Annotated in this window: 13 protein-coding genes; 8 read left to right on the top strand and 5 right to left on the bottom strand. The window is 69.9% G+C overall.

What is annotated here, in order from left to right; translation table 11 throughout:
- Positions 1–56 precede the first annotated feature (56 nt).
- The gene (locus ACGFYP_RS06040; RefSeq protein ID WP_393487506.1) at positions 57–1100 is read left to right on the top strand and encodes an alpha/beta hydrolase; all 1044 of its coding nucleotides are present in this window, start codon (positions 57–59) and stop codon (positions 1098–1100) included.
- Positions 1101–1214: 114 nt separating this feature from the next.
- On the opposite strand, the gene ACGFYP_RS06035 is transcribed toward ACGFYP_RS06040, so the two are convergent.
- The 5 genes from ACGFYP_RS06035 to ACGFYP_RS06015 form a co-directional block, all read right to left on the bottom strand.
- A complete protein-coding gene (locus tag ACGFYP_RS06035) occupies positions 1215–1553 on the bottom strand; it encodes a hypothetical protein (RefSeq protein ID WP_393486878.1) in 339 nt (112 codons plus the stop codon).
- 51 nt (positions 1554–1604) lie between these two features.
- Positions 1605–3266, bottom strand: coding sequence for a peptidase M23 (locus ACGFYP_RS06030; protein ID WP_393486876.1), 1662 nt, complete (start codon positions 3264–3266; stop codon positions 1605–1607).
- 44 nt (positions 3267–3310) lie between these two features.
- Positions 3311–4330: a BTAD domain-containing putative transcriptional regulator gene (locus ACGFYP_RS06025; protein WP_393486873.1), complete on the bottom strand. Its 1020-nt coding sequence runs from the start codon at positions 4328–4330 to the stop codon at positions 3311–3313.
- A 121-nt stretch (positions 4331–4451) separates the two neighbouring features.
- Positions 4452–5372 (bottom strand): ADP-ribosylglycohydrolase family protein, encoded by a 921-nt coding sequence (locus ACGFYP_RS06020; protein ID WP_393487504.1) that lies wholly within the window; start codon positions 5370–5372, stop codon positions 4452–4454.
- A 121-nt stretch (positions 5373–5493) separates the two neighbouring features.
- Entirely contained in the window at positions 5494–6684 is a 1191-nt protein-coding gene (locus ACGFYP_RS06015; protein ID WP_393486871.1) for a cytochrome P450, read from the bottom strand.
- A gap of 300 nt (positions 6685–6984) precedes the next feature.
- On the opposite strand from ACGFYP_RS06015, the gene ACGFYP_RS06010 reads away from it, so the two are divergent.
- From ACGFYP_RS06010 to ACGFYP_RS05980, 7 genes are all read left to right on the top strand, one after another.
- Positions 6985–7995, top strand: coding sequence for a LacI family DNA-binding transcriptional regulator (locus ACGFYP_RS06010; protein WP_361963291.1), 1011 nt, complete (start codon positions 6985–6987; stop codon positions 7993–7995).
- A gap of 315 nt (positions 7996–8310) precedes the next feature.
- Positions 8311–11682, top strand: coding sequence for a CARDB domain-containing protein (locus ACGFYP_RS06005; RefSeq protein WP_393486869.1), 3372 nt, complete (start codon positions 8311–8313; stop codon positions 11680–11682).
- A gap of 107 nt (positions 11683–11789) precedes the next feature.
- Positions 11790–16076 (top strand): discoidin domain-containing protein, encoded by a 4287-nt coding sequence (locus ACGFYP_RS06000; protein WP_393486867.1) that lies wholly within the window; start codon positions 11790–11792, stop codon positions 16074–16076.
- Between the two features lie 262 nt (positions 16077–16338).
- Positions 16339–17754, top strand: coding sequence for an extracellular solute-binding protein (locus tag ACGFYP_RS05995; protein ID WP_393486865.1), 1416 nt, complete (start codon positions 16339–16341; stop codon positions 17752–17754).
- Between the two features lie 126 nt (positions 17755–17880).
- Positions 17881–18840 carry a carbohydrate ABC transporter permease gene (locus ACGFYP_RS05990; protein ID WP_393486863.1) on the top strand — a complete coding sequence of 320 codons (960 nt, stop codon included), beginning with the start codon at positions 17881–17883 and terminating at the stop codon, positions 18838–18840.
- A gap of 17 nt (positions 18841–18857) precedes the next feature.
- Positions 18858–19733, top strand: coding sequence for a carbohydrate ABC transporter permease (locus ACGFYP_RS05985; protein ID WP_361963281.1), 876 nt, complete (start codon positions 18858–18860; stop codon positions 19731–19733).
- Positions 19734–19848: 115 nt separating this feature from the next.
- Complete coding sequence (locus ACGFYP_RS05980; protein ID WP_393486860.1) at positions 19849–21453, top strand: glycoside hydrolase family 13 protein; 1605 nt, start codon at positions 19849–19851, stop codon at positions 21451–21453.
- Positions 21454–21520: the final 67 nt, after the last annotated feature.

Here is a 21520-nt window from a genome sequence, read left to right as displayed (position 1 = left end):
ACGAGGGGAACGCTGTGACAAGGAGAGCGAACTGGCGGCGACTCGCGGTGGCGTGGATGCTCGCCGCCGCGGCCGTGGTCGCACCGACGGGTTCCGTGGAGGCCGCCGACGGCTCCACCGTACCGCCACCGATGACGGACGGGTTCGGCCTGACCCAGGTCGGTACGGCGACAGGAGGCGCCACCGACTTCTACCTCACGGTGACCACACCGGAGGTCGCGGGCGAGCAGCACATCAAGATCATTCTGCCGAGCGGCTACTACGACGATCCGGGCAGGCGCTACCCGGTGATGTACTTCCTGCACGGTTCGCCCGACGATCCGGTCCAGCAGAACTACCCGGCGCTGTCCATGTCGGACTCCATGATCACCGTCATCCCTGACGGTGGAGCCCGGGGCTGGTACGCCAACTGGCTCAACCAGAAGACCCAGGCCGGTGCCCAGAACTGGGAGAACTTCCACCTCAAGCAGGTGATCCCGTTCATCGACGCGAACCTGCGGACCATCGCCACCAAGAAGGCAAGGGCCGTCGCCGGCGTCTCCATGGGTGGGTTCGGCGCCTTCCACTACGCCCAGGTCCGCCCCGACCTGTTCAGCCAGACCGCTTCCCTGTCGGGGGACATCGATCTGTCCGCCCGGTCCATGGACCTGCGGCTGGCCGTCGTCGCCTCCCTCATCGACGCGCAGGGCGTGATCTGCGGCTCGGCGTCCGGAGTCTGCGACCCCGACGACTCGCCCTACAAGCCCGGCGTGGACAGTGATGCCGCGTTCGGCTCGCCGTACCCGGTGTTCAACGCCGACCGGCGGTGGAACGAGGTCGACCCGTCACAGCACATGGACAAGCTCCACAAGGGCGGAGTCGGGGTCTCCATCTACGTGGGTAACGGAGGCGGCTCGCCCCTCGAACCGGAGTTCTGGGTCCAAGGTGCGGCGCAGAACGTCAAGGCCCGCATGGACGCCCTGGGCATGCCCTACTACTACGTCAACTACGGCGACGGTTCCGCCTGGGGCACCCGGTGCAACGGCGGTCACAACGGCGGATGTTGGGAGCAGGACCTCCGCGACCTGATTCCCCGTCTTGAGAGGACCTTCGCCTCCTGACCCCGCCCGGGTCCGGCCCGTACGTGACGACGAGCGCACGCAGTCGTCAGGTACGGGCCGGGCCTCCGTCACATACGGGCCCGGGCCTTCGGCATGTACGGGCCCGGGCCTTCGTCACACCTTGCAGCGGTGCTGCTCGGCCTGGACGGCGAGCTCGCTGCGCTCTCGGCGGGCCGCGTCCGCCTCGTCGCGTACCGTGTCCAGACGCTCCTCCAGCTGGGTGACCCGCTCGCGATAGCGCTCCAACTCGGCCCGTACGAACGCGGCGTCGGCCACCTTCTGCGCGGTCTCCTCGCGGATTGTCTCCGTCTCCTCCTCGAACCGCCGTGTGGCCTCGTCCAGTTCGGCGACGGCCGTCGGGAGCCTGAGCCGGCAGCGGGGCGCCGGCTTGGCCGCCTTCTTGGCCGCCTTCTTGGCCTCGGCCGTGCCACGAACCCGGGCCCGCCCGCGCATCGTCGTCGGATGCGCGGGCGGGCCCGGGTGGTGGGAAAGCGTGCGGGTCCGCTAGTTGATCGCAGGTCCGGCGTCGTTCAGCCAGCGCCATTCCGACCAGGTGGAGAACCCGTCCTGCCACCGGTGGTAGACGCCGGCGTGGCTGGTTCCGAACACTTCGATGCGGCCGTCGGAGTTGTTGCCCGTACCGATCGCCGTGCCACCGCCACCGAAGGTCTCCCACTGCGAGAACGCCGCGTTGGGAGCGGTCTGCCAGGAGTGGCTCGCGGTGGTGCCGTTGATCGCGAACACCTCGACCCGGCCGTCGACCGACCGCGACGTGGCCAGCTCGGCGTTGGCCGTCCCATGGGTGTCCGTCCAGCCCGACCACGAGGTGGGGCTGGTCTGCCAGCGGTGGAACACCCCCTCGGCGTTGGAGGCGAACACCTCCAGCCTGCCGTCCTGGTTGTAGCTCGCGGCGACCGCGTGCCCGCCGGTGCCGAAGCCCTCCCAGGCGGACCAACCGCCGTTGACGCCGGTCTGGTACAGGTGCTCGAAGGTCGCGTCCGACAGCGCGAACACCTCCAGTCGCCCGTCAGGCGCGTTCTCCATGGCCAGGCGCGCGTTGGCCGGGCCACCGCCGGTGCCGTCCCACGGGGCCCAACCGCCGCTGGGTGCGGTCTGCCAGCGGTGGAACACACCCGCGGGGTTGGAGGCGAACACCTCGATACGTCCGTCGGCGTTGGTGCCCGTCGCCACTCGGTACCCTCCGTCACCGAACTTCGCCCAGCTGGACCAACCCGCGCTGGGCCCGGTCTGCCACATGTGGTCGAACGTGGTGTCCGACAGCGCGAACAACTCCAGCCTGCCGTCCGCGTTGGACGCCACCGCCAGCTGCGCGTTGCGCGGCCCGCCCGCGAACCGCCACGGCGACCAATTGCCGTTCACCTCGGTCTGCCAGGCGTGGTACACGCCGTCGGCACCGGCGGCGAAGGCCTCCAGGCGCCCGTCGGCGGACCGCCCGGACACCACCCGACCCGAGCCGTACGGGTGCTTGGGGCCACCACCCGTACCGGACCACAGGGCGTTGGCGATGAGTGCCGCGTCGCCGGCCTCGATTCCGTACAGGTGGCGCAGGTCTTCCCGCGGCTGCTGGACGTTCCAGGCGACGTGACCGACCTCGTGGTTGTTCCACGAGCCGCCCTCGAACTTCTGCTCCATCGCGTTGAGGAAGGAGTTGGTGGCGTAGGTCGGGTTCAGGCGCTGCTCCCGGGTGCCCCACCAGTCCTGCTGCTGGAAGAGACCGAGGCTGGTGTGGTCGACGGCCTGGGAGTAGTTGTTCATGCTGGCTTCCACGATGATCGTGGCGATGGCGATCGTCGCGGCCTTCGGGTTGAGCCCGCGGTCCTTCACCGCCTGCGTGACCATCCGGGCGCAGGACATCTTGTACGCGTCGAGGTAGCCGGCCATCTTCGCGTCGAGCTGCGGGTTGAGCTGGTCGGCCATGATGCCGTCGGTGGCCGAGGGGCCGGCCGGATCACACGGGACGGTGGGAATGGCCATCCCCTCGGCCACCCCCTCCGGGCCGAGGAAGTACCGGGAGACGCCGTACCGGTCGTCGCCCGGGCCGGGCCGGGCGACGCCGGCAGGTGCGGTCATGCCGATGACCAAGGCCCAGAGGCCGGTGATGACGGCGAGTCTGGTGAGCATGCGGGATAAGCCGGTTCTTGCCATGGTGTGCCTCTCTGTCGTGAGGTGAGGTTCGGTGGGAGAGGGCCTCATCGGCCGAGGCCGGCTCCGTCACCGCGCAGGATCATCTGCCGCGCCCGCCGCAGCATCCGGCTCGGAGGAACCCCCAGGTCGTCGGCGAGGCGGCGACGGGCGCGGTCGAACACGGTCAAGGCATCGGCCTGTCGGCCGTCGATGCAGAGCGCCCGCATCAGGGTCACGGCCAGCGGCTCGTGCAGGGGGTGCGCCGCGGACAGGGCGAACAACTCGGCGATCGCTTCCGCCTCCTGACCGAGCCTCAGCTGCCACTCGACCTTCTGGCGGACGAGGGCGATCCTGCGTTCGGTGAGCCGCAACCGCTCCAGCTCGGCGAGCGGCCCGGGCAGACCGGCCAGGGGCTCACCGCGGAACAGAGCCAGCGCCTGCGCGCACAGCCGGACCGCCTCGGCCGGTTCGCCGGCCCGAGCGGCCGCCCTGATCTCGGAGACCAGCAGCTCCATACGGGTCAGGTCCACGTCGACCGCGCCGGAGACCAGCCGGTAGCCGTGCCGGGAGTGCTCGATGACCGCGCGATCGGCGTCCTCCGTACGCAGGGCCTTGCGCAGGCGGTAGACGTACACGGGAACGACGTTGGTGGCGGGCGGCTCCATTCCCCATACGTCGTCGAGGAGTTCCCGCCGACTGAGGGGCCGCCCGGCGCACAGCGCGAGCGCGGCGAGGACGGCCTGCTGGCGGAGATGTCCCAGGCCGAGGGGCCGCCCGTCCCGCCACGCCCGCAGTGGCCCGAGCACGGAGATCTCCACCACCGGGCTCGCCGACCGCGTACGGGGGCCACGCCCGGGGACGGTCAGGCCGCAGTCGAAGGCGTGGACGATGGCGGCGGCCCGGTCCCGCAGACCGAGCCGCACGAGGATCCGCGCGAGGTGCTCGGCCACGGCGCTCTCCGGGATGGCGAGCGCGGCGGCAACCTCGTCGTCCCGCAGCCCACACCCAACCGCGGCAAGCACCTCACACTCCACCCGCCCGAGCACGGCGAGGCTCGGACGGTCGGTGGCGGCGGTCGTCGGCATCACTGCTCCCCGGCTCCCTACTGGTCGGTCTGGCGTGCGCCGTCGACAAAGTAAGGGGAGCCGGGTGGGGGAGGGCATCCGGAACGATCCGGAGTGACACGCGCGACGAAGGAGAACCGGTTCAGCCCTCGAGGCGGTGTGCCAGGTCGAGCAGGTCCGCGAGGTGTAGCACCCGTCCGTCGAAGCCGGGGAGGGGGACGTGGAGCGGTCGGGTCCAGCGGGTGGGGATCGTGTCGAGGCCGTAGTGCGCCCCCGCGAGGGCTCCGGTCACGGCGGCGACGGTGTCCGTGTCCCCGCCGAGGTCGACCGCGGCGCGCAGCGCGGTCTCGAAGTTCGTGGTCGTACGCAGGGCCCAGACGGCGGAGCCCAGGCAGGGCCAGACGGCGCCGTTGAACTCGGTCGCCCGATCGGGGTGCCAGTCGGGGGCGAGGACGGTCGCGTAGCACTCGCGGTGATCGGGGTGGACGAGGGTCAGGATGTCCGGGAGCACGGCGAGGGGGTCGGCGCCTTCGAGCGTGACGTGGACGAGTTCGTGGAAGATCGCGGTGCCTTCCCAGGCGGCGCGGTCCCCATGGGTGAGGGCCGCGATGCGGCGGGCCGCGTCCATGGTCGCTTCCCGGCCGGCGGGCGCGAAGTGGACGGCGGAGGTCGACGCCCGCATCAAGGAGCCGTTGCCGGCGGCCCGTTGGTTGACCTGGAAGTGGATCGCGGCGGCGAGGTCCCAGGGCGCGCCGTTGCTCAGGACGTCCTCGGTCTGCAGGCCGATGTCCTTGGGTTCGGCCGCTGCCCAGCGCTGGAAGCGGGCGAAGATGTCCGGCAGGTCGAGCCCGCCCCGCTCCAGCAAGGACTCCGCGACCAGGACCGCCATCTGCGTGTCGTCGGTGGCCTCACCCGGGTCCCAGCCACCGCCTCCGCACATCTCGCCGCCGGCACCGGGCGCGGGAAAACGCGCGGAGAACGCTCCCGGGGGACCGAACTCGAAGGGCGCGCCCAGGGCGTCGCCCACCGCCGAGCCGATGACCGTGCCGGCGGCCCGCTTCATCCGCTGTATCCGCTGCGTCTGCTTCATCCGCGCAGGCTATCGATGCCTTACGAGCGGTCGCGGGGGTGAGGGGTGGTGCGTGAGGGGGCTGTGCTGTCTCACCCACCACCGGTTCGTGGGGTCAGACGTCCCAGGTGACCGGGAGGCTCTTCACCCCGTAGATGTCCGCCGTCTCCGGGCGCAGGGCGACCTCCTCGGCCGGTACGGCCAGGCGCAGTGTGGGGAAGCGCTTGAGCAGGGCGGCGAACGCGACCCGCATCTCGACGCGGGCCAGCTGCTGGCCCAGGCACAGGTGGATGCCGTGGCCGAAGGCCAGGTGGCCGCCGTTCTCCCGTCGGATGTCGAGCGTCTGGGGGTCGGTGAAATGCTCGGGGTCGTGGTTGGCGGTGTGGTACGACAGGACGACCGTCGTGCCGGCCTCGATGGTCTGGCCGCCCACCTCGACGTCCACCAGCGCCGTTCTCATGAACGACTTGGCGACGCTCAGATACCGCAGCAGCTCCTCCACGGCCTGGTCGGTGAGGGTGGGATCGGCGCGCAGGGCGTCCAGTTGCTCGGGGTTCTGCAGCAGGGCGAAGGTGCCGAGGGCCAGCATGTTGGCGGTGGTGTCGAACCCGGCCGCGAGCAGGATCAGGCTGATGCCCTTGAGTTCCTCGTCGGTCAGGTCGCTGTCGGTGAGTTCGCTGAGTACGTCGTCGGTGGGGTTGGCGCGCTTGGCGGCCACCAGTTGGGCGAGGTACTCCTGGGTCGCGGTGTAGGCCGCGATCAGGTCCTCGTCGCTCGTCTCCCCGTTCATGAACGTGTCGATCTGCTCCTGGAAGGAGTCCCGGTCCTCGTACGGAACCCCCAGCAGCTCACAGATGACGATCGTGGGGATGGGCTTGGCGAACGCGGCCACCAGGTCCGCCGACGGCCCCTTCTTCTCCATGGCGTCCAGGCACTCCGCGGTGATCTGCTCGACGCGTTCGGTGAGCAGGCGCATCCGCCGTGCGGTGAACTTGCCCACCAGCGGCTTGCGGTAGCGCCCGTGGTCCGGTTCGTCCATGAGGAGGAACTCGCCGGGCGGCGCCGGAGGGAGGTCGAAGTCGACCACGTTCATGAGGTCCTTGCGCGAGCTGAACCGCTGATCGGCCAGGACCGACCTGACCAGGTCGTATCCGGTGATCAGCCAGCCGGGTTTGCCACCGGGGTGGGTGTAGCGGCTGATCGGGCCGTGCGCGCGGGCGTCGATCAGCTCTGCCGGCGGGTCGAAAGGGCAGCCGCTCGGACGCTCTGTCGGCAGCGCCTCGACGGTGTGGACGGATTCGCTCATGGCCATTCCTCATCTCGCGACATGACGTGTTTGACGTTGATCGAAAGCTACGTTGCGTTCAGTGCGTCGTCAATTGCTTGAACGGCGTTATCCCTGGCAGGGGGAGGGAAATTGATGCAATGACGAGTGAAGTGAACGCAATGTCGCGTTGCAATGGTGAGTGGCGAAGGCAATGCCCGCGGCAGGTCGGGACGGGGGCGGGCCCTGGTCGCGGTGTGGCGTTCGTGGCGAGTCCGAACGGGGCGATCCCCCGACGGAGGCGCGCAACATTCTTGCGGAATTTGCGATAGTCTTGCGTTCATGACGCGACGACTTGCTCAAGTGGCCAAGAAGGTGGGAGTCAGCGAGGCGACGGTCAGCCGTGTGCTCAACGGCAAGCCCGGTGTCTCCGAGGCGACGCGGCAGTCCGTCCTCACCGCGCTCGACGTGCTCGGGTACGAGCGGCCCACGCAGCTGCGCGGCGAGCGGGCGCGCCTCGTCGGCCTGGTCCTGCCGGAGCTGCAGAACCCCATCTTCCCCGCGTTCGCGGAGGTGATCGGCGGCGCGCTCGCGCAGCAGGGGCTGACTCCCGTGCTCTGTACGCAGACCAAGGGCGGCGTCTCCGAGGCCGACTACGTGGAGCTCCTGCTCCAGCAGCAGGTGTCCGGCGTGGTCTTCGCCGGCGGACTGTTCGCGCAGGCGGACGCGCCGCACGACCACTACCACCAGCTGGCGGAGCGCAACATCCCGGTGGTCCTCATCAACGCCTCCATCCAGGGGCTCAACTTCCCCTGCGTCTCCTGCGACGACGCCGTCGCCGTCGAGCAGGCGTGGCGCCACCTCGCCTCGCTCGGGCACGAGCGGATCGGACTCGTCCTCGGCCCCAGCGACCACGTCCCGTCACGGCGCAAGCTCGAAGCGGCCCGCGCGGTGGCCGAGGCGGCGGGCGCGAAGCTGCCCGACGAGCACGTCGTCCGGTCGATCTTCTCCCTCGAAGGCGGGCAGGCCGCCGCCACCCGCCTCCTGGAGCGGGGCGTCACCGGCATCGTCTGTGCGAGCGACCCGCTCGCCCTCGGAGCCATAAGGGCCGCGCGCAGGCGCGGGCTCTCGGTCCCCGCGCAGGTCTCGGTCGTCGGTTTCGACGACTCCGCCTTCATGAACTGCACGGAACCGCCGCTCTCCACCGTCCGCCAGCCCATCGAGGCGATGGGGCGCGCGGCGGTCGAGCTGCTCAGCGCCCAGATCCAGGGCACCCAGACGGACCCCGGTGAGCTGCTCTTCGAGCCCGAGCTCGTCGTGCGCGGGTCGACGGCGCCGCCGCCGCTCGGCTGATCCGGAGGAGTCCGCTCCTCCCCACCCTCTCCTCATCGTTCCTCGGCTCCGGCGCCGGGGAGGCACCCCGCCTCCTTGGTGCCGGAGCCGTTTGTCGTTGACCTGCGCCGATGCGGGGCCCCACGGGGAGGTCGTGTCACGGCTGTTGACAAAGCGGTGACCTGATAGAAATCTGACACCCCGACGGGTGCAAAAGATTAACGAAACAGCTCAATAAATCTGTAGGTAGCCGTCATTCATTGTCAGAGTTCCGCTGGGTTCCTGGCGAGAGGCACTTCGACGCGGCGCCGGGGCCCAGCAGGCGGAGAGGCCCATATGAGAGGCAGAATCCTGAGCTGGCGGTTGACGGTCGGCATGCTGATAGCCGCCCTGGTCGCCGTCGGACTCCTACCGGTCACCGCACACGCGGCAGCCGCCGGACCCAACCTGGCGCTCGGCAGAACGGCCACGGCCGGCGGCGCCCACGGCGCGTACCCGGCAGGCAACGTCACCGACGGAAGCCAACAGTCCTACTGGGAGGGCCCGATCGGGTCGTTCCCCCAGTGGGTGCAGGTCGACCTCGGCGCCGGAACCCGGGTCGACAGCGTCGCCCTGAAGCTCCCCACCACCTGGGAGGCCCGCTCCCAGACCCTCGCCCTGCTCGGCAGCACCGACGGCAGCACGTTCACCACCCTCGCGGCCTCCCAGGCCCGCGTGTTCGACCCCTCCCAGGCGAACACCGTGACCCTCGGCCTCACCTCCGTCACCACCCGGTACCTCCGCATCCAGGTGACCTCGAACTCCGGCTGGAACGCCGCCCAGCTCTCCGAGCTGGAGGTCTACGGCGACGGCGGCCAGGGCCCTGTCGACCCGCCCCCGGGCACCAACCTGGCACGCAACAAGCCGATCGAGGCGACCTCGACCACGCAGACGTACGTCGCCGCCAACGCCAACGACGACAGCGCCACCACCTACTGGGAGTCCGCCGGCTTCCCCTCCAGCCTGACCGTCAAGCTCGGCGCCGACGCCGACGTGTCGGCCGTGGTCGTCAAGCTCAACCCCGACCAGGCGTGGGGCCCCAGGACCCAGTCGATCGAGGTCCTCGGACGTGCGCAGGAGGCCTCCGCCTTCACCTCGCTCAAGGCCAGGGCCGACTACGCCTTCAGCCCCTCCTCCGGCCAGAACACCGTCACGATCCCGGTCACCGGCCGCCACGCCGACCTGCGCCTGACCTTCTTCTCCAACACCGGCGCCCCCGGCGGCCAGGTCGCCGAGTTCCAGGTCGTCGGCACGGCCGCGCCCAACCCCGACCTCACCGTCAACGACCTGACCTGGACCCCGTCCTCCCCCTCCGAGACGGACTCCGTGACGGTCGCCGCCACCGTACGCAACGCCGGTACGGCCGCCGCACCCGCCACCACGGTCCAGGTCAGCCTGGAGGGCGCCGTGGCCGGTTCCGCCCCGGTCCCCGCGCTCGCCGCCGGCGCCTCGGCGACCGTGCCCGTCACCGTGGGCAAGCGCCCCATGGGCTCGTACACCGTCTCCGCCGTGGTCGACCCGACCGATACCGTCGCGGAGCAGGACAACAGCAACAACAGCCGGACGGCGGCGGCGAAACTCGTCGTCGGCCAGAGCCCCGGTCCCGACCTGCGGGTCACGGGGATCACCACCAACCCGGCCAGCCCCGCCGTCGGCTCCGCCGTCACCTTCACCGTCGCGGTCAACAACCGCGGCACCACCGGCGCCCCCGCCGGAACCGTCACCCGGCTGACCGCCGGAACCACCACCCTGAACGGCGCCACGGGCGCGATCGCCGCAGGTCAGACGGTCAACGTCGCGGTCTCCGGCACCTGGACCGCCACCAGCGGCGGGGCCACGCTCACCGCCACCGCCGACGCCACCGGGACCCTCGCCGAGACCGACGAGAACAACAACGTCTTCACCCGCTCCCTCGTCGTAGGACGCGGCGCGGCCGTGCCGTACACCGAGTACGAGGCGGAGGACGCCCGCTTCGAGGGCACCCTGCTCACCGCCGACCAGAAGCGGACCTTCGGGCACACCAACTTCGCCACCGAGTCCTCGGGCCGCCAGTCGGTGCGCCTCAACTCCCAGGGCCAGTACGTCGAGTTCACCTCGACGAACCCCTCCAACACGATCGTGGTCCGCAACTCGGTCCCCGACTCCGCCGCCGGCGGCGGGGCCGAGGCCACCATCAGCCTCTACGCGGACGGCGTCTTCGTCCGCAAGCTGACCCTCTCGTCCAAGCACAGCTGGCTCTACGGCACCACCGACGACCCCGAGGGCCTCACCAACCGTCCGGGCGGTGACGCGCGGCGGCTCTTCGACGAGTCCCACGCGCTGCTCACCCAGACCTACCCGGTGGGCACGAAGTTCCGCCTCCAGCGCGACGCGGGCGACTCGGCGGCCTTCTACATCATCGACCTGATCGACCTGGAGCAGGTGGCCCCGCCGGCCGCCAAGCCGGCCAACTGCGCCTCCATCACCGAGTACGGCGCCGTCCCCAACGACGGCATCGACGACACCGACGCCCTCCAGCGCGCCGTGACCGCCGACCAGAACGGCCAGATCCCCTGCGTCTGGATCCCCGCGGGCCAGTGGCGCCAGGAGCAGAAGATCCTGACCGACGACCCGCTCAACCGCGGCCAGTTCAACCAGGTCGGCATCCGGGACGTCACGATCCGCGGCGCGGGCATGTGGCACTCCCAGCTGTACACGCTGACCCCGCCGCACCAGGCGGGCGGCATCAACCACCCGCACGAGGGCAACTTCGGCTTCGACATCGACCACAACACGCAGATCTCCGACATCGCCATCTTCGGATCGGGCCAGATCCGCGGCGGTGACGGCAACGCCGAAGGCGGCGTCGGCCTCAACGGCCGGTTCGGCAAGGGCACGAAGATCAGCAACGTCTGGATCGAGCACGCCAACGTCGGCGTCTGGGCCGGCCGCGACTACTCCAACATCCCCGAGCTCTGGGGCCCCGGCGACGGGCTGGAGTTCACCGGCATGCGGATCCGCAACACCTACGCCGACGGCATCAACTTCGCCAACGGCACCCGCAACTCCACCGTCTTCGACTCGTCCTTCCGCAACAACGGCGACGACGCGCTGGCCGTCTGGGCCAGCAAGTACGTCAAGGACACCTCGGTGGACATCGGATCCAACAACCACTTCCGCAACAACACCATCCAGCTGCCGTGGCGCGCCAACGGCATCGCGGTCTACGGCGGCTTCGGGAACACCATCGAGAACAACATCATCTCGGACACCATGAACTACCCGGGCATCATGTTGGCGACCGACCACGACCCGCTGCCCTTCACCGGGCAGACCGTGATCGCCAACAACGCCCTGCACCGCACCGGTGGCGCGTTCTGGAACGAGGACCAGGAGTTCGGCGCGATCACGCTCTTCGCGCAGGGCCAGCCCATCCCCGGCGTCACCATCCGGGACACCGACATCCTCGACTCGACGTACGACGGCATCCAGTTCAAGACGGGTGGCGGCGAGATGCCGGACGTGAAGATCACCAACGTCCGGATCGACAAGTCGAACAACGGCTCCGGGATCCTCGCGATGAGCGGGGCGCGCGGCAGCGCGACGCTGACCGGCGTGACCATCACCAACTCGGCCGAGGGCGACGTCCTCGTCGAGCCCGGCTCGCAGTTCGTCGTCCACAGGAACTGACCCTCACGCCCCACTCCACCCGTGCGGCGGCCCCTTCACGGGGGCCGCCGCCACCGAGCCTCGCCGCCGGTCGGGCGCGAGGCCGAGAACGAGGACTGAGAGGACAGATGAGCATCTCCGACTGGAGACCACGGTTCCTGAGCGCCGTGGTCGCGACCAGCCTCCTGGCACTGGGCGGTCCGCTGATCTCCGCGCAGGCCGCGGGCGGCCCCAACATCGCCCTGGGCGACGCGGCGGCGGCCAGCAGCGCCGTCGCCGAGTACGGCGCCGCGAACATCACCGACGGCAACCAGGGCTCGTACTGGCAGAGCGCCGGCAGCAGCCTGCCCCAGTGGGTCCAGGCCGACCTCGGCACCACGACCCGCGTCGACGAAGTGGTCCTGAAACTGCCCGCCGGCTGGGAGAGCCGTAACCAGACGCTCTCCGTCCAGGGCAGCGCCGACGGCACCAGCTTCGCCACCGTCAAGAACTCCGCCTCCTACACCTTCAGCCCGGGCACGGCCAACACCGTCACGGTGACCTTTCCCGCCACCCAGACGCGGTTCGTCCGGATCAACATCACCGCCAACACCGGCTGGCAGGCCGCCCAGCTCTCCGAGCTCGAGGTGCACTCCGCCGACGCCTCCTCCCTCGACCTCGCGAGCGGACGCCCTCTGACCGCGAGCAGCCACACCCAGGTGTACGCGGCGGGCAACGCCAACGACGGCAACCAGGCCACCTACTGGGAGAGCGCCAACAACGCCCTCCCGCAGTGGATCCAGGCCGACCTGGGCGCCGCCGTCCGCGTCGACCGGGTCGTCCTGAGGCTGCCCTCCGGCTGGGAGACACGCAGCCAGACCCTGAAGATCCAGGGCAGCACCGACGGCACCGCCTTCACCGACCTGACCGCCGCCCAGGCGTACACCTTCGCCGCCGCGGGCGGGCACTCCGCGACCATCACCTTCGACGCGACCACCACCCGCCACCTCCGCGTCCTCGTCACCGCGAACAGCGTCCAGCCCGCCGGACAGCTCTCCGAGCTGGAGGTCTACGGCCCGCAGACGGGCGACACCCAGGCCCCGTCCGCGCCCGCGAACCTCGCCCTCACCCAGCCGGCCTCCGACCAGATCAGGCTGACCTGGAACGCCGCCACCGACAACGTCGGCGTGACGGGCTACGACGTCTACGCCAACGGATCCCTGCTCACCAGCGTCGCCGGGGGCGTGACCACCTTCACCGACACCCGGCCGGCGAACCAGACGGTGACCTACCTCGTCCGCGCCAAGGACGTGGCGGGCAACCAGTCGGCCGACAGCAACACCGTGACCCGTACAGCCGAGACAGGGGACACCCAGGCGCCGACCGCGCCCGCGAACCTCGCGCTCACCGAACCCGGCGCCGGCCAGATCAAGCTGACCTGGAACGCCTCCTCGGACAACGTGGGCATCACCGGCTACGACGTCTACGCCAACAACACCCTCCGGGGCAGCGTGGCCGGCAACGTCACCACGTACACCGACACCCAGCCGGCCTCCGCCACCGTCACGTACCACGTCCGCGCCAAGGACGCGGCCGGCAACCAGTCGGCGAACAGCAACGCCGTGACCCGCGACGGCACCGGCGGTACGGGCTCCAACCTCGCGGTCGGCAAGGAGATCGCCGCCTCCTCCACCGTGCACACCTACGCCGCCGTGAACGCCAACGACAACAACGTGGCGACGTACTGGGAGGGCGCGGGCGGCAGCTACCCCCAGACCCTGACCGTGAAGCTGGGCTCCAACGCCGACCTCGACCACCTCGTCCTCAAGCTCAACCCGGACGCGGCCTGGGCCACCCGGAGCCAGACCGTCGAGGTCCTCGGCCGCGAGCAGAGCGCGTCCGGTCACAGCAGCCTCGTCGCGGCGAAGAGCCATACGTTCAACCCGGCCAGCGGCAACACCGTCACGATCCCGCTCTCCGCGCGGGTCGCGGACGTCCAGCTGAAGTTCACCGCCAACTCCGGCGCCCCGGCGGGCCAGCTCGCCGAGTTCCAGATCATCGGCGTACCGGCGCCCAACCCGGACCTGGAGGTCACCGCTCTCACCGCCTCGCCCGCCTCGCCGGTCGAGTCGGACCCGATCACGGTGAGCGCCACCGTCCGCAACAGCGGTCCGGCCGCCGCGCCGGCGAGCGCCGTAGCGCTGCGCCTCGGCGGCACCAAGGTCGCCACCGCCCAGGTCGGTGCCCTGGCCGCCGGCGCCCAGACCACGGTCAGCGCCTCCATCGGCGCGCGGGACGCCGGTTCGTACCAGCTGAGCGCGCTCGTCGACGAGGCGAACGCGGTCATCGAGCAGAACGAGTCCAACAACACCTTCACCAGCTCCACCGCCCTCGTGGTCAGGCCGGTCTCCAGCTCGGACCTGGTCGCGGCCTCCGTGACGACCGCGCCGTCCAGCCCCGCGGCCGGTGACGCCGTCACCTTCAAGGTGGCCGTGAAGAACCAGGGCACCGTCGCGAGCGCGCCCGGCAGCCACGGCGTCACGCTCACCCTGCTCGACTCCACCGGCGCCACGGTCAGGACGCTGACCGGGGCGCACGACGGAGCCGTCGCCGCCGGGGCCACGGCCCAGGTGAGCCTCGGCCCCTGGACGGCCGTCAACGGCTCGTACACCGTGAAGGTCGTCCTCGCCGACGACGCCAACGAGCTGCCGGTCAAGCGCGCCAACAACACCTCCACCCAGCCGCTGTTCGTCGGCCGCGGCGCCGACATGCCGTACGACATGTACGAGGCGGAGGACGGCACCGCCGGGGGAGGCGCGCAGGTCGTCGGCCCGAACCGGACCGTCGGCGACATCGCGGGCGAGGCCTCGGGCCGCAAGGCCGTGAACCTGGACGCGACGGGCGAGTACGTCGAGTTCACCACCCGCGCCGACACGAACACCCTGGTCGCCCGCGTCTCGCTGCCCGACGCCCCGGGCGGCGGCGGCATCGACTCCACGATCAACGTGTACGTCGACGGGGTGTTCAAGAAGGCGCTCCCGGTGACCTCGAAGTACGCCTGGCTGTACGGAGCCGAGGCCGCTCCGGGCAACTCCCCGGGCGCGGGCGCCCCGCGCCACATCTACGACGAGTCCCCCATCATGCTCGGCGAGACCGTGCGGGCGGGCAGCAGGATCCGGCTGCAGAAGGACGCCGCCAACAGCCAGTCGTACGCGATCGACTTCGTGAACCTGGAGCAGGTCGCGCCGGTCGGCAACCCGGACCCGGCCACGTACACGGTGCCGGCCGGCTTCGGCCACCAGGACGTCCAGAACGCGCTCGACCGGGTACGGATGGACACGACGGGCACCCTCGTCGGGGTCTACCTGCCGCCGGGCGACTACCAGACGTCGAGCAAGTTCCAGGTGTACGGCAAGGCCGTGAAGGTCGTCGGCGCCGGCCCCTGGTACACGAAGTTCCACGCGCCCTCCACGCAGGACAACACCGACGTGGGCTTCCGGGCCGAGGCGGCGGCGAAGGGTTCGCTCTTCAAGGGCTTCGCCTACTTCGGCAACTACACCTCGCGGATCGACGGCCCCGGCAAGGTCTTCGACTTCGCGAACGTCACGGACATCGTCATCGACGACATCTGGAACGAGCACATGGTGTGCCTGTACTGGGGCGCCAACACCGACCGGATCACGATTCGCAACTCCCGGATCCGGAACATGTTCGCCGACGGCATCAACATGACCAACGGGTCGACGGACAACCTCGTGTCCAACAACGACGCGAGGGCCACCGGTGACGACAGCTTCGCGCTCTTCTCCGCGATCGACGCGGGCGGCGCGGACATGAAGAACAACGTCTACGAGAACCTGACGTCGACGCTGACCTGGCGGGCGGCGGGCGTCGCCGTCTACGGCGGCTTCAACAACACCTTCCGCAACGTCCACATCGCCGACACGCTCGTCTACTCCGGGATCACGATCTCCTCGCTGGACTTCGGCTACCCGATGAACGGCTTCGGCACCGATCCCACGACCTTCGAGAACATCTCGATCGTCCGGGCCGGCGGGCACTTCTGGGGCGCGCAGACCTTCCCGGGGATCTGGGTCTTCTCGGCCTCGAAGGTCTTCCAGGGGATCAGGGTCAACCACGTCGACATCGTCGACCCGACGTACAGCGGCGTGATGTTCCAGACGAACTACGTCGGCGGGCAGCCGCAGTTCCCCATCAAGGACACCGTGTTCACGGACATCTCGATCACGGGCGCGCGCAAGAGCGGGGACGCGTACGACGCGAAGTCGGGCTTCGGGCTCTGGGCGAACGAGATGCCCGAGTCGGGGCAGGGGCCCGCCGTGGGGGAGGTGACCTTCAACGGCCTCCAGCTGAGCGGCAACGCGGTGGACATCCGTAACACCACGTCCACGTTCAAGATCAACGTCAACCCCTAGCGGGTCCGGCGACAGCACGGGCCAGGGCCCGGCGAGGTCGGCGCAGGCGGCTTGCGGCCGCTTGCGCCGGCCTTGCGTGCGTTGCGGCCGATCGGCGCTCCGAGCCCCCGATTTCCCCGGCCTCCTTCCTTCCTCTGTCAGGCAATTACGAAATCAGCGCGATATCTTGCGTTCACTTGTTGGGGGTGGTTGAGTGTGGCGCGCCCCACAACGCACCGGCGGTGGGGCGAACCTCCACGTTCATGCCCGAAGGGGACCACCCATGAGAAGTGCCCGGTTCCGCCGTACGCGCCGCGCCAGCGCGGTCACCCTCGTCTCCGCGCTCACGCTGACCGCGCTCGCCGCCTGCGGCACGAGCAGCAGCAACAACGGCAGCGGTGGTTCCGAGGGCGGCGGGTCGTCCGACCCCGCCGCCCCGCTGGACCCGAAGACCAAGGTGACGCTCACCATCGACTGCATGCCCCCGACGGCGAAGGCGGCCGAGCTCAAGGAGTGGAAGGAGGACGTCGCCACCTTCAACAAGACGTACCCGAACGTCACGATCGAGGGCCGCTCCACCGCCGGCCAGTGCCTCGAACCGCCCCGCTTCACCGCGATGCTCAAGGCCAAGTCGCAACCGGACGTCTTCTACACGTACTTCACCGACCTGCAGCAGGTCCTCGACAACGACGGCGCCGCCGACATCACCGCGTACGTCAACGACAAGACCGTCCCGCTCCTGAAGGACATCGACCCGAACGTCCTCGGCTCCCTCAAGCAGGACGGCAAGCTCTACGGCCTGCCCACCAGCAACTACACGATGGGCCTGCTCATCAACCGCAAGCTCTTCACGCAGGCCGGCCTCGACCCCGACGCCCCGCCGCGCACCTGGGACGAGGTCCGCGCCGCCGCGAAGAAGATCGCCGGACTCGGCAACGGGATCGCCGGCTTCGGCGAGTACAGCGCGGGCAACACCGGCGGCTGGCACTTCACCGCGCAGATGTACAGCCTGGGCGGCGACGTCGTCGACGCGAGCGGCAAGAAGGCCGCCTTCAACAACGAGCTCGGCAAGCAGGTCGCGAAGAACCTCCACGCCATGCGCTGGGAGGACGACAGCATGGGCAAGACCCAGCTGCTCCAGTGGGGCGACCTGCAGAAGCAGATCGCGACCGACAAGCTCGGCATGTTCCTCGCCGCGCCCGACGACATCGCGTACATGGTCCAGCAACTGGGCGCGAAGTACGAGAACTTCGGCATGGGACCGATACCCGGCGAGAAGGCCACCCTGGCAGGCGGCAACAACTACATGATCAAGAAGGGGATCTCCTCCGACAAGATCAAGGCAGCGGTCGCCTGGCTGAACTTCAAGAACCTCACCGTCGGCAAGGGCCAGTTCGACTGGGCGCGCACCAAGCAGGACGGCCTGCCGGTCGGCGTCCCGCAGCCCAACTTCTGGCTGAACGACTCCAAGGGCAAGGACGACACCGCCCGCGTGGAGCACGCCACCATGCCGGTCGCCAACTTCAAGGCCTTCATGGACAACCCGGTCGCGGGCAAGGCGGAGCCGCCGAAGGCCCAGGAGGTCTACAAGGTCCTCGACAACGTGATGTCCGGCATCCTCACCAACAAGGACGCCGACATGGACAAGCTGCTCGCCACCGCCGAGACGCAGGTCAACCAGGTCCTCGCCACCGGGTGACCGGATCCCGGGCGGGGACGGACGACGTGCCGCCCCCGCCCGGGACCTAGGACCTAGGGGCTGTCCCTGGGCCATCCGCAGGACGACAACCCGGCAGACCCGGCAGACCAGCACCAAGGAGCGACGATGTCGGCCCCCAGCCTGACCCCGAGCAAGGCGGGATCCCCCCGCCACTCCCCGCCGCACGAGACGGACCACGCACCCCCCGGCGGGCGGTTCGCGAAGAGCCTGCGGCGCAACCTGACCGCCCACGGCTTCCTCATCGGCGCGGTCCTCTGCTTCGCGGTCTTCTCCTGGTACCCGATGGTCAGGGAGTTCTTCCTGGCCTTCCAGAAGACCGAGAGCGGCTCGACGACCTGGGTCGGCTTCGACAACCTCGTCACCGTCTTCAACGACCCGGCCTTCTGGCAGGCCTGGCGCAACACGCTCCTGTTCACCGTCCTCGCGCTGGTCTTCGGATTCGCCGTCCCGTTCGTCGTCGCCCTCGTCATCAACGAGTTCCACCACGGACAGGGCTACCTCCGGCTCCTCGTCTACCTGCCCGTGATGCTCCCGCCGGTCGCCTCCGTCCTTCTCTTCAAGTACCTGTACGACCCCGGCTACGGCCTGCTCAACGAGCTGTTCCGGTCCCTTCACCTGCCCGAGCAGCAGTGGCTCCAGGACCCCGACCTCTCGATGCTCTCCGTCGTCATCGCCTCGACCTGGATGAACATGGGCGGCGCGGCCCTCATCTACCTCGCCGCGCTCCAGTCCATCCCCGGCGAGCTGTACGAGGCGGCCGAACTGGACGGCGCGGGCCTCTTCCGCAAGATCTGGCACGTCACCATCCCGCAGACGCGCCTCATCCTCTCGCTGATGCTGCTCATGCAGATCATCGCGACCATGCAGGTCTTCGTCGAACCCTTCCTGCTCACCGGCGGCGCAGGACCCGAGGGCTCCACCACGACCGTCGTGTACCTCATCTACCAGTACGCCTTCAACTTCAACAACTACGGTGCCGCGGCGGCGCTCGGCCTGCTCCTCCTCGTACTCCTGGCCGGATTCTCGGCCGCGTACGTGAAGCTCAGCCGCGCCGAGGACGAGTAGGACCGGGGGAGACCAGCATGTCCACACGCACACTCATCTCGCCGGCGCAGCTCGCCCGCCCCCGAGGCAAGGTCATCTACTGGACCGTCTTCGCCGTGGTCGTCGGCGGCTTCACCCTGGCGTTCCTCGGCCCCCTGTACTGGCTGGTGACGAGCGGCTTCAAGGACGCCCAGGAGGTCATCCAGACCCCGCCGACCCTGGTGCCGGGCTCCTTCGCCCCGGAGAACTACACCCGGGCCTGGGAGGTCATGGACCTCGCCACCCTGCTCTTCAACACCCTCTACTACGCGTTCGGCGCCCTCGCCTTCCAGCTCGTCCTCGACGTGGCGGCCGCCTACTCGCTCTCCAAGCTGCGGCCCGTCCTCGGCAAGGCGATCCTCGGCCTGATGCTGGCCACCCTGATGATCCCGGCGACCGTCCTCGTCGTACCGCAGTACCTCACGGTCCTGGACGTGCCCGTCGTGGAGCGCAACCTGCTGAACACGCCCTGGGCGATCTGGCTCCCGTCCGTCACCAACGCCTTCAACATCTTCCTGCTCAAGCGGTTCTTCGACTCGATCCCGAGAGAGCTCCTCGACGCGGCCTCGATGGACGGGGCGTCACCGACGCGGATCCTGTGGTCGATCGTGCTGCCCATCTCGCGGCCGATCCTGGGCGTGGTGTCGATCTTCGCCGTCGTGGGGGTCTGGAAGGACTTCCTCTGGCCGATGCTCACGCTCCCCGACCCCGCGATGCAGACGCTCAACGTCGGCATCTACTCGCTCTCCAACGGCGTACCCGTGAACGTGCTCATCGCCGCGCTCACCATCGCCTCCGTGCCGACCCTGCTCATCTTCCTGGTCTTCCAGCGCAACATCATGAGCGGTCTCACCGCAGGCGGACTCAAGGGCTGACAGCGCCGCCCGTCCCCGCCTCCGCACCCCCAGACCTTCGCCGCCGGCCCGATCCATGCCCCGCAGCAACCGGGCCGGCGGCGAAGAACCCCGACCTGCCCGAAAGGACCGTCACGTGGCAGCCCCGAACTCGCACCGCACCGACGACTGGTGGCGCGACGCCGTCATCTACCAGGTGTACCCACGCAGCTTCGCCGACGGAGACGGCGACGGCACCGGGGACCTCGCGGGCGTCCGGGCGAGACTGCCCTACCTCGCCGAACTGGGCGTCGACGCCGTCTGGTTCACCCCCTGGTACCTCTCCCCGCTGGTGGACGGCGGGTACGACGTCGCCGACTACCGCACCATCGACCCCGCCTTCGGCACCCTCGCCGAGGCAGAGAAGCTGATCGCCGAAGCCCGCGAACTCGGCATCCGCGTGATCGTCGACATCGTCCCCAACCACGTCTCCGACCAGCACGCCTGGTTCCGCGCGGCCCTGGCCGCAGGACCCGGCAGCCCCGAGCGCGAGCTGTTCCACTTCCGCCCCGGCCGGGGCGAGAACGGCGAACTCCCGCCCAACGACTGGCCCTCGCAGTTCTCCGGCGCGACCTGGACCCGGGTCGAGGACGGCGAGTGGTACCTCCATCTCTTCACCCCCGAGCAGCCGGACCTCAACTGGGCCCACCCGGCGGTCCGCCGCGAGCACGAGGACGTCCTGCGCTTCTGGTTCGAGCGCGGTGTCGCCGGCGTACGGATCGACTCCGCCGCCCTCCTCGCCAAGGACCCGGCACTCGCCGACTTCGTCGAGGGCGTCGACCCCCACCCGTACATCGACCAGGACGAACTCCACGACATCTACCGGTCCTGGCGCGCCATCGCCGACACCTACCAGGGGGTCTTCGTCGGCGAGGTCTGGCTCCCGGACTCCGAGCGCTTCGCCCGCTACCTCCGCCCCGACGAGCTGCACACCGCCTTCAACTTCAACTTCCTCTCCTGCCCCTGGGAGCCGGACCGGCTGCGCCGCACCATCGACGACACCCTCGCCGAGCACGCCCCGGTCGGAGCCCCCGCGACCTGGGTCCTCTGCAACCACGACGTCACCAGGACCGCCACCCGCTACGGGCGCGCGGACACCGGCTTCGACTTCGCGACCAAGGCCTTCGGCACGCCCACCGACCTCGACCTCGGCACGCGCCGCGCCCGCGCCGCCGCCCTGCTCACCCTCGCGCTGCCCGGATCCGTCTACGTCTACCAGGGCGAGGAACTCGGCCTGCCGGAGGCCGACATCCCGCTCGACCGCATCGAGGACCCCATGCACGCCCGCTCCGAGGGCGTCGACCCTGGACGCGACGGATGCCGCGTCCCGCTGCCGTGGACCGCCGAAGCACCCTGGTACGGCTTCGGTTCGGCGGACGAGCCGTGGCTGCCCCAGCCCCGGGACTGGGCCCGCTACGCGGTCGACCGCCAGCACACCGACCCGGGATCGATGCTCGCGCTGTACCGGACGGCCCTGGCGCTGCGCCGGACCGAAGGCGGCTTCGGCGACGGGCCCATGACCTGGCTGCCCGCCGAGGAGGGCGTGCTCGCCTTCGCCCGTACCCAGGGCCTCGTATGCGTCGCCAACCTCGCGCGCACACCCGCCGCCCTCCCCCCGCACGAGCGGATCCTGCTCGCCAGCGGACCGCTCGACGCCGAGGGGCGGCTGCCCCAGGACACGGCGGTGTGGCTGCGCGTCTGACCACTGTCCGGCCCGACCGGTCGGCAGGCCTCTGGCCAGAACCGAAGACGTACCGCGAAACTTTCGG

Source organism: Streptomyces sp. NPDC048370 (assembly GCF_043200825.1).
Lineage (GTDB): Bacteria > Actinomycetota > Actinomycetes > Streptomycetales > Streptomycetaceae > Streptomyces.
Note: the sequence above shows the minus strand (reverse complement) of the source record. Positions and strands in the feature narration are given on the sequence as shown.